The organism is Candidatus Cloacimonadota bacterium (assembly GCA_020532355.1).
Classification (GTDB): domain Bacteria; phylum Cloacimonadota; class Cloacimonadia; order Cloacimonadales; family Cloacimonadaceae; genus UBA5456.
The window spans coordinates 1-7,665 of sequence record JAJBBD010000258.1; the positions used below are offsets into that span (position 1 = coordinate 1).

Genomic DNA, 7,665 nt, shown 5'->3' on the forward strand with positions numbered 1-7,665 from the left:
TAACGCTATCCCAAATTTCTATATGGTCGACCAAATCGGCTTGTATATTCATCAATGGCACCCGGTTACGGCCTGAATCTCTGGATCTAAGTACCAGATATAGAGCTACTAAAACTAAGAGGATTAGGATAAGTATAAGTTTAGATTTTTTCATGTATAGCCTTTAGGATCATTTTACGCCGGAATGCTACCCACAATCCGGAAGCGATTAGTATTAGAGGGGCTAAAGCGATTACAACAATTTTAACGATTAGTTTGATGCGATCGCTGACAATTTGAGGTTCATCCCAGGTAAGGTTGTATTTTTGCATAAAACCTATAAGATCTAAGGTGGATAACGCAAGGTGTCTGTTGCGGATATGAATCATAGATTCCCGTCCGATGAGGTGATCAATGGCGTTCAGCACAATATTTGAGCGTTCTGCGTATGTCGGGTTATCGGGTTCAATTACTAATTCCTTATCGGCAAAAAGAACAAGATTAGATTCCTTAGTTTCGGAGATAAAAGAGGGGTCATTTGCAGCAAGAGCAGTGTTTTGAAAATAACTTGTCATATTTCCTGATGCGGAAGCGGCAGTAACAACCGGTCCTGCGCTAAAATCTTCTAACTCGGGATTGTAAAAGATATCCGTATTAAACTGGAATTCTGGGGCATACATCCATCCGGAGTTTGCCGAGCTTGAGAGAATAGTTTCGAATTTAGTTTCGGCTTGATGGGCAAAACTTATGCCGTTTGTAAGGTATAACACAATGTTATCCATGTTCTTAGATATGGGATGAGAAGATCCCTGCATAATTGGATACATGGGGAAGTTTGCGATTGTACCAATGCCCATTTGCCTGCGGTCACATCTCATGTCTAATAGCACATCTTCTGAAAGCGCAAATCCGTAATGCTCGAGCATTTGGATGAAATTAGTATTAAGTGAATAAAGGTTGCTACCGTCAGTATCAATTCTATCTTGTAGAAAAACGACTTTTCCACCCTTCATCACAAATTGGTCTAAGTTATAGAGATACTTTTCGGGTAAATTTCTGCTGCTTCCGGTAAAGAGTAATACATCTATGCCGTTTATGGGCTCAGCAAGATTTGCCGAAGCTATGATGAAGTTGGATTTAAGGTTACGTTCGAATGTGCGAGTATCAAAATCATAATAAGTAGAATCTCTGAAAACCGCTACCTTGGGCATGTTTTGCGAAATCAATGACTGTATGCGCATGGTCATTTCATATTCCAGTTTGGGCTCTATTTTGGGTAAGAGATTTAATGGCTCTACTTTGCCACGATACTCAAATGCTAAACCAAAGACTACCTCTTTGGTGGTTATTTGGTCGTTTTCGTATATTCTAAACCGCATTGGAGAAAGCCTGCTACCTTGTGCAAGCTGATATAGTTCTTCGCGGCTGGAGCTTTGAACCCTTTCAAAGCGAAACTTATTCCCTCCTGCGTTTTGATACTCAACCAAAAGGTCTTTCACATATCGTTCTAGGGAGTTCAATTCTGCCGGTAAATCATTTGAGGCAATAATCTTAACCACCATTATGTCTTCTAGGTTACGCACCAGTTCCTTACTGATTTTACTAAGACTGTAAGCGTTGTCCTTAGAAACATCCAGCCGAATGTTGATAAATGAACTTAACATGAGTATCGCTACAATGATGCCAAATCCAGCTAGATGTGAGCCGATTATGCCCAAACTCTTTTTCATCTATCGCTCCTGCATCAGGTTCTTGGATTGAAGGTTGAATTCCGCCAATATGGCAAAAATAAATATTACGGCTACAAAAAATAACAAATCTCGTATATCTAATACGCCTTTCATCATGTTGGTTAAATGGTGATCGAATGAAAAGTATTGAAAGTAACGAACTATAGATAGTGGAATAAAGCCTAGTAAATAGCGAATTATGAAAAAGAAACCCGATACTAGAAATGCTAATACAAAAGCCAAAACCTGGTTTGAGGGTATACTGCTGGCATAAATCCCGATCGATATATAGGCACAACCTGCCAAAAAGATGCCGAAAAAGCCTAACCCAATTGCACCATAATCCACATTCTGCCCCAAAAGTGCAATAACGAAAAAAGGGATGATGTTGAAGATCAACAAAGTTAGAAGCTGTAGAGCAGAGGCTAAGATTTTTCCCCATACAATGTGATAAAGCCGGATGGGTAAAGTGCTAAAGATTTCTATAGTTCCGCTACTACGCTCTTTAGCAATACTACCCATTGTGATTGCCGGAATGAAGAACACAAAAAGGATATGCTGAATATTGTAGAGCCCTCTTAACTCAGCAAGTCCAATCTTAAAAACTGTGGTGGCAAAAGCAGACCCGCTAAGAATGAGAAACAGTACAAATATTATGTATGAGGTTATGGAGCGCATAGCTAACTGATACTCTTTTTTGGCAATTATCCAGATTACTCTCATGCTTCATCCTCTCTGCTGTTTTCATGATGGCTGGATTCTTTTGCATCAAGCTGTTCAAGATGCTTTACTTGCGGTTCAAACTCTACTCCGGTGAGGTTGTGGAAAATCTCTTCCAGGCTTCTTTCTTTGGTATATAGGCTGATAATTAGCCAGCCTTTTTCTCTTACAAAACGAGAAAGATCTGGCACTATATCTTTGTTCTGGGAAATTCTAAACTGGAACTGACAGTGTGAGTCATTGTTGCTATAACTCAGCTGCTCAACATCCGGATACAAAGAGATAAATTCACTCATATCTATGTTGTTGCCATCAAGCTCCAGATACAAAACACTATAATCATCAAGATAACTATTTAGACTGCCAATTTCGTCATCTACCACTATCTGACCCTTATTTATAATAATAACGCGATCGCAAAGTGCTTGAACTTCTTGCATGATATGAGAGGATAGGATGACCGTTTTCTCTTTGCCCAAAGTGCGAATGAGCTCTCGTATTTCTATGATCTGATTTGGATCTAAACCGCTGGTTGGTTCATCCAGGATGAGTATTTCTGGATCGTGAAGCATGGCAGTAGCTAGCCCTACTCTTTGCTTATAGCCTTTGGATAGGGTGCCTATCCTTTGGGTGAGCACCTGCTTGAGACCGCAGTTTGAAACTACGAAGTTTTGGCGTTCAGTGAAGGTTCTTGTAGGCATATTTCGCAGATCTGCCACATATTTAAGAATCTCCATTACCAGCATATCTTCATATAGGGGATTATGTTCGGGAAGGTAGCCAATTTTAGCACTAGTCAGGATGGGGTTTTCGAATATGGATATGCCATCAATGCTAATGGTTCCACTATCTGGCTGTAAATAGCCCACCATCATGCGGAGGGTTGTAGTTTTCCCCGCCCCATTAGGGCCCAAGAAGCCGGTGATGCTTCCGCTATTTATGCAGAAACTGATATCGTTTACGGCACGCAAACTGCCGAAAGACCGATTAAGGTTCTTTATTTCTATCATCAATACTTGTTACTCCAGCCCACTACATAAAGGGCATTGTTGGTTTCGTGACAGGTTCAGACAGCATAATCACGTCATTTTCTTCCAATCCAGAGATTACCTCTACCATCTGAAAATCATTGCTCCCAAGCTTAACTGGTATTGATACTGCCTGAGACTTTGCTGATTGATCGGTATCCGATTCATCTTTGGGCGCCATATAAACGACGTCCTGATTCTTATCATCTGCAAAAACTGCTCCAATTGGTATAATAAGCACATTTTCTCGTGTATCGCCAGCGATACTAATCTCGGCAGTCATACCAGGTTTAGCTTTTTCACCGCTGGCATTGATGCTTATTTCTACAGGGAACACTTTGGCACTGTTGATTGTTACTGCTTTGGCAGCAATCTTAATTATTTTTCCACCAAATTCGTCGTAGGGCATGGCATCTAGTTTTATTGTAGCTTCCTGCCCCACCTTAAATTTAACGATGTCTATCTCGTTAATGTTTGAGCTTACAATCATCTTACTGAGATCGGCTATCTGCATTACCACAGTGCCTTCGCCAAATGAAGTGATACTGGAAGTTACCATTTCACCTTCATTTATCTTGCGTTCGATAACGGTTCCGGAAGCGGTTGCATACATATGGATCACCGTTCCGGGAACGTCCAGATCGCGAATCATCTCATATTGGCTACTGGCTTGGGCAAATTGAATTTGAGCTTCTTGTAGAGCATCTCTAGCACTGTCGAATTCGGTTTGAGGAATATAGTTTTTCTCTAAAAGCAGAGTTTTATCGTCAAAATCTTTCTGCGCTTGTCTAAGGTTCAATTCTGCTCGTTGCAAAGCCGCCTTGGTACTGAAGAGCGTATTTGCCTGATTGTAATCCGGTTCGATATCAGCAATGATATCACCTTTATTTACCTTATCGTTTTCATCAACATAGAATTTAACTACCTTGCCCGAAACTCTTGATTTTTGGGAAACAATACTTTGCGGCTGCACTTCTCCGGTAATCTCGATATTATTCTCAATATTGCCGTAGCTTACGGTGTAGGTATCGATATTTGGGCTTTGATCCGGTGTTGGCGCCGTGGCTTTTTTCTTACATGCGTTGTAACCGACTAAAAGCACTACTATGATGATGATTATGGCTATTACAATCCATTTCTTGCGCATAATTCCTCTCTTCTTGCCAAATTAAAACATATAATTGCCAAGCATTTCGATATAGCGAAAATGTCAATCAAAAAGCCTCAATATCTCCTTGCACAGAAGTGATCTTTGGTCTCCGCCAATTCTGCTTTACCCATTTATGATCGCCATAGATTAGCCAGCTTCCTTTACTACGGTGAAAGAATGAAAAGTACCCATGATCTTCAGGTTCATTAAAAGTAACGCTTTCAATGTCCGATTGGTAATGATCCCTAGTATGTGCAACCGCATAATCACCGGATATTTCTATATATAGCACTTCAATTTCCAAGAGTTGAAAACGCGCCAGTCTATCTAAGATTTCATTATTAAGATGCAAAGTTATTTCACCCTTATGCAAATAGTCTTGATGCACATGATCCATTAATCCTTGTACATTACCAAGATTAAAATCCAGTGAAACATCATAGAGAATATCGCGTATCTCTTTTTGAGCCAGAGATTCTGCATCATCAAAATCGCAACTTAGGATGAGTAAACAAAGCAGACTCAAGCCCAATAGCAAAGCTTTTCTCATGTTCGCTCAAGAACAGCCAAAGTTTCTATATGCCAAGTATTGGGAAACATATCAAATCCGCTAAGGCTGCATAATTTGTAACTGTTATCGTGCATCAATATCTTTAGATCTCGTGCCAAGCTCATTGGAGAGCAACTTAGATACAAAACCAAAGGTATCTGGGCTTTGCGAATAGACCATAAAGCGCTTTCCTGAACACCGCTACGAGGGGGATCAAGGATGATGCAATCGGCGTTAAAACTTGAAAGCAAGATACCAAATTGCTGCTCAAACTTGCCACAGATAAAGTTAGCATTATCGAAACCGTTGTTTTCTGCATTTCTTCGTGCATCGCTAACTGCTTCGGGGACTTCGTCAATACCTATCAGCTCGGAAATCTCTGTAGCCAGACTCAAACCCAAGCTACCTATTCCGCAATAAGCATCTATCACCTTAAAATGGGGTTTCATCTTAGCTCGCATTGCACAAAGTATTTTCTGTGTAGTCCCAAGGTTGATTTGCCAGAAACTTCGATAGTTTATTTCATAGCTAATATTGGCAAGAGTATCGCTCAAGTAGTTTCTGCCAAAAAGGGTTTTCTCTTCTGCGCCTAATATCACATTCGTTTTTTCACGATTGATATTTTGAATGATGCCGATAATCTGGGGAAATTTGGCACAAATACCCCTTACTATTGTTTGCGAAAAGGGTAAGCGAGCTGTACGACATACCAGGATGAGAAGTATTTCGCTTAGATCACCATTGCAGCGTATTCCGATATGACGCAAACATCCGCTATGATTCACTTCATCATAAGCTTCTACGTTTGCTTTATTACATAGCTCCATTACTTGTTTGGCAATTTCATCGAATACGGGAGGATGATTTTGACACTGTTCATGCCGGACAATACTGTGGCTGTAGCGAGCGTATATTCCATATCCATCTTTAGCTACGGGCATAAATACCTTATTCCGGTAATGTTTTTTCAGTTCGGATTGCTCTATGCCGTTAAAAACTGTTAAATGCTCTTTAAAGAGTTCTTGCAATAGCATTTTTTTATAGCGTAATTGGGTAGGATAATCTAACATCAACCAATCGCAGCCACCGCAAGGTTCTTCCGCCTTAAATGCCTCGCAGGGAGCATCTATTACTCCTTCTCCCCGTTCGGAAAACTGAAGTGCCTTGGCAAAAGCATGGTCTTTTTTGTTGATGTAGATCTCAGCATCCACCAGATCTCCGATTGCCGTGTTTGCCACAAAGATGGCTTTTCCCATATAAAAACCAATTCCCATGCCACCCATAGCAATCTTCTCGATCTTAAGTTTTTCTAAAATCATATCAGGTTCCTCAGGCGTTCAATCCTATCAGTAACAGAGGGATGAGTGGCAAAGAGCGAAGCTTTCCTCTTGCTGTTGATTTTCGCCATTGCAAAACTGTCCTGACGCTTTTCTGTGCTGTAATATCTATCGATTTGTTCTAAGGCAGATATCATATCTGCCGGATTGGTAAGCTCGGCTGCTCCTCGGTCGGCACGGTATTCTCGGTATCTCGAATAATATGATGCAGGGATCATTGCCAAAAACATCAAAACATTTTGTAAAAGAATTACCATCAGATAGTATCCAAAAAAGCCCAAACCACCTTTGCCCCGATTATCTCTCAGGGCAGAATCCAAAATAGTTGCCACAATACGTGCTCCAAACATTACAAAGGTATTTATCAAACCCATCACCAGAGTCATAGACACCATGTCTCCCTCAGCAATATGCGTCATTTCATGTGCTGCTACAGCCGCTATTTCTTCTTCGGAAAGAACTTGAAGTAATCCGGATGAGAAGGCGATAAGAGAGCGATTACGAGAAGCTCCAGTGGCAAAGGCATTCACGTCTTTCGATGGATAGATTCCCACTTCCGGAGTTTTGACTCCTGCTTCTCTGGCAAGTGCCGCCACGGCGTTATATACAAATCTTGCTTGGGGATTTTGCACACCAGCATCAATGAGTTGAATCTTGTATGCTTTCTTTGCTATGAATTTGCTGAGAGCCAATGAGATAAGAGATCCGGCAAAGCCAAATATAACACAGATTATCAAAAGCGTATACATCTGACTTTCGGGCATCGGCACGAAGGCGAGTATTATGGTCAACATTGAAACTACTAAAAGGTTTAGTAAGAGGTAGAATCCAATGCGCTTCAATCCTTTCATTTTATCCTCCATTCGGTTAAAAAAACATAATCTAAAACACTATCAAAGATGGCAAGGAAAAAATCATTTGCCTAAGCAGAATTTATCAAGGCAAATTATTGGTCAAATACTTGGCGAAATAGACAAATCTTCTGTGTGTAGATCAGGGTTTCATACCATAAGGTTGAAATTTATAGGGACAAGTTATTATTTATGTCGATTATACATATAAGACCTTTGAATAATCGGTGCATGGGGCGGAGTCTTATCCTACAATGGTGGTAGGTGGGCATGGCTACGACCAGAAAAAGCCCACCAAACCGAGATCTCATGCATAAAAA

At 40.6% G+C, this 7,665-nt stretch carries 7 protein-coding genes; all 7 read right to left on the minus strand.

Annotation, left to right across the window (positions count from 1 at the left end):
- Positions 1-140: 140 nt before the first annotated feature.
- The 7 genes from LHW48_08950 to htpX all read right to left on the minus strand — a co-directional run bounded on the left by LHW48_08950 (position 141) and on the right by htpX (position 7,345).
- On the minus strand, positions 141-1,709 hold the full coding sequence (locus tag LHW48_08950; protein MCB5260577.1) for a Gldg family protein: 1,569 nt from the start codon (positions 1,707-1,709) through the stop codon (positions 141-143).
- Positions 1,710-2,432, minus strand: coding sequence for an ABC transporter permease (locus LHW48_08955; protein ID MCB5260578.1), 723 nt, complete (start codon positions 2,430-2,432; stop codon positions 1,710-1,712).
- The gene (locus tag LHW48_08960; protein MCB5260579.1) at positions 2,429-3,439 is read right to left on the minus strand and encodes an ATP-binding cassette domain-containing protein; all 1,011 of its coding nucleotides are present in this window, start codon (positions 3,437-3,439) and stop codon (positions 2,429-2,431) included. The genes LHW48_08955 and LHW48_08960 overlap by 4 nt, the downstream gene beginning before the upstream one ends.
- Before the next feature lie 22 nt (positions 3,440-3,461).
- The gene (locus tag LHW48_08965; protein MCB5260580.1) at positions 3,462-4,604 is read right to left on the minus strand and encodes an efflux RND transporter periplasmic adaptor subunit; all 1,143 of its coding nucleotides are present in this window, start codon (positions 4,602-4,604) and stop codon (positions 3,462-3,464) included.
- 67 nt (positions 4,605-4,671) lie between these two features.
- Positions 4,672-5,157, minus strand: coding sequence for a hypothetical protein (locus LHW48_08970; protein ID MCB5260581.1), 486 nt, complete (start codon positions 5,155-5,157; stop codon positions 4,672-4,674).
- Positions 5,154-6,476, minus strand: a complete 1,323-nt coding sequence (rlmD, locus tag LHW48_08975; GenBank protein ID MCB5260582.1) for a 23S rRNA (uracil(1939)-C(5))-methyltransferase RlmD — start codon at positions 6,474-6,476, stop codon at positions 5,154-5,156. The genes LHW48_08970 and rlmD overlap by 4 nt, the downstream gene beginning before the upstream one ends.
- On the minus strand, positions 6,473-7,345 hold the full coding sequence (gene htpX, locus LHW48_08980; GenBank protein MCB5260583.1) for a protease HtpX: 873 nt from the start codon (positions 7,343-7,345) through the stop codon (positions 6,473-6,475). The genes rlmD and htpX overlap by 4 nt, the downstream gene beginning before the upstream one ends.
- Positions 7,346-7,665 lie beyond the last annotated feature (320 nt).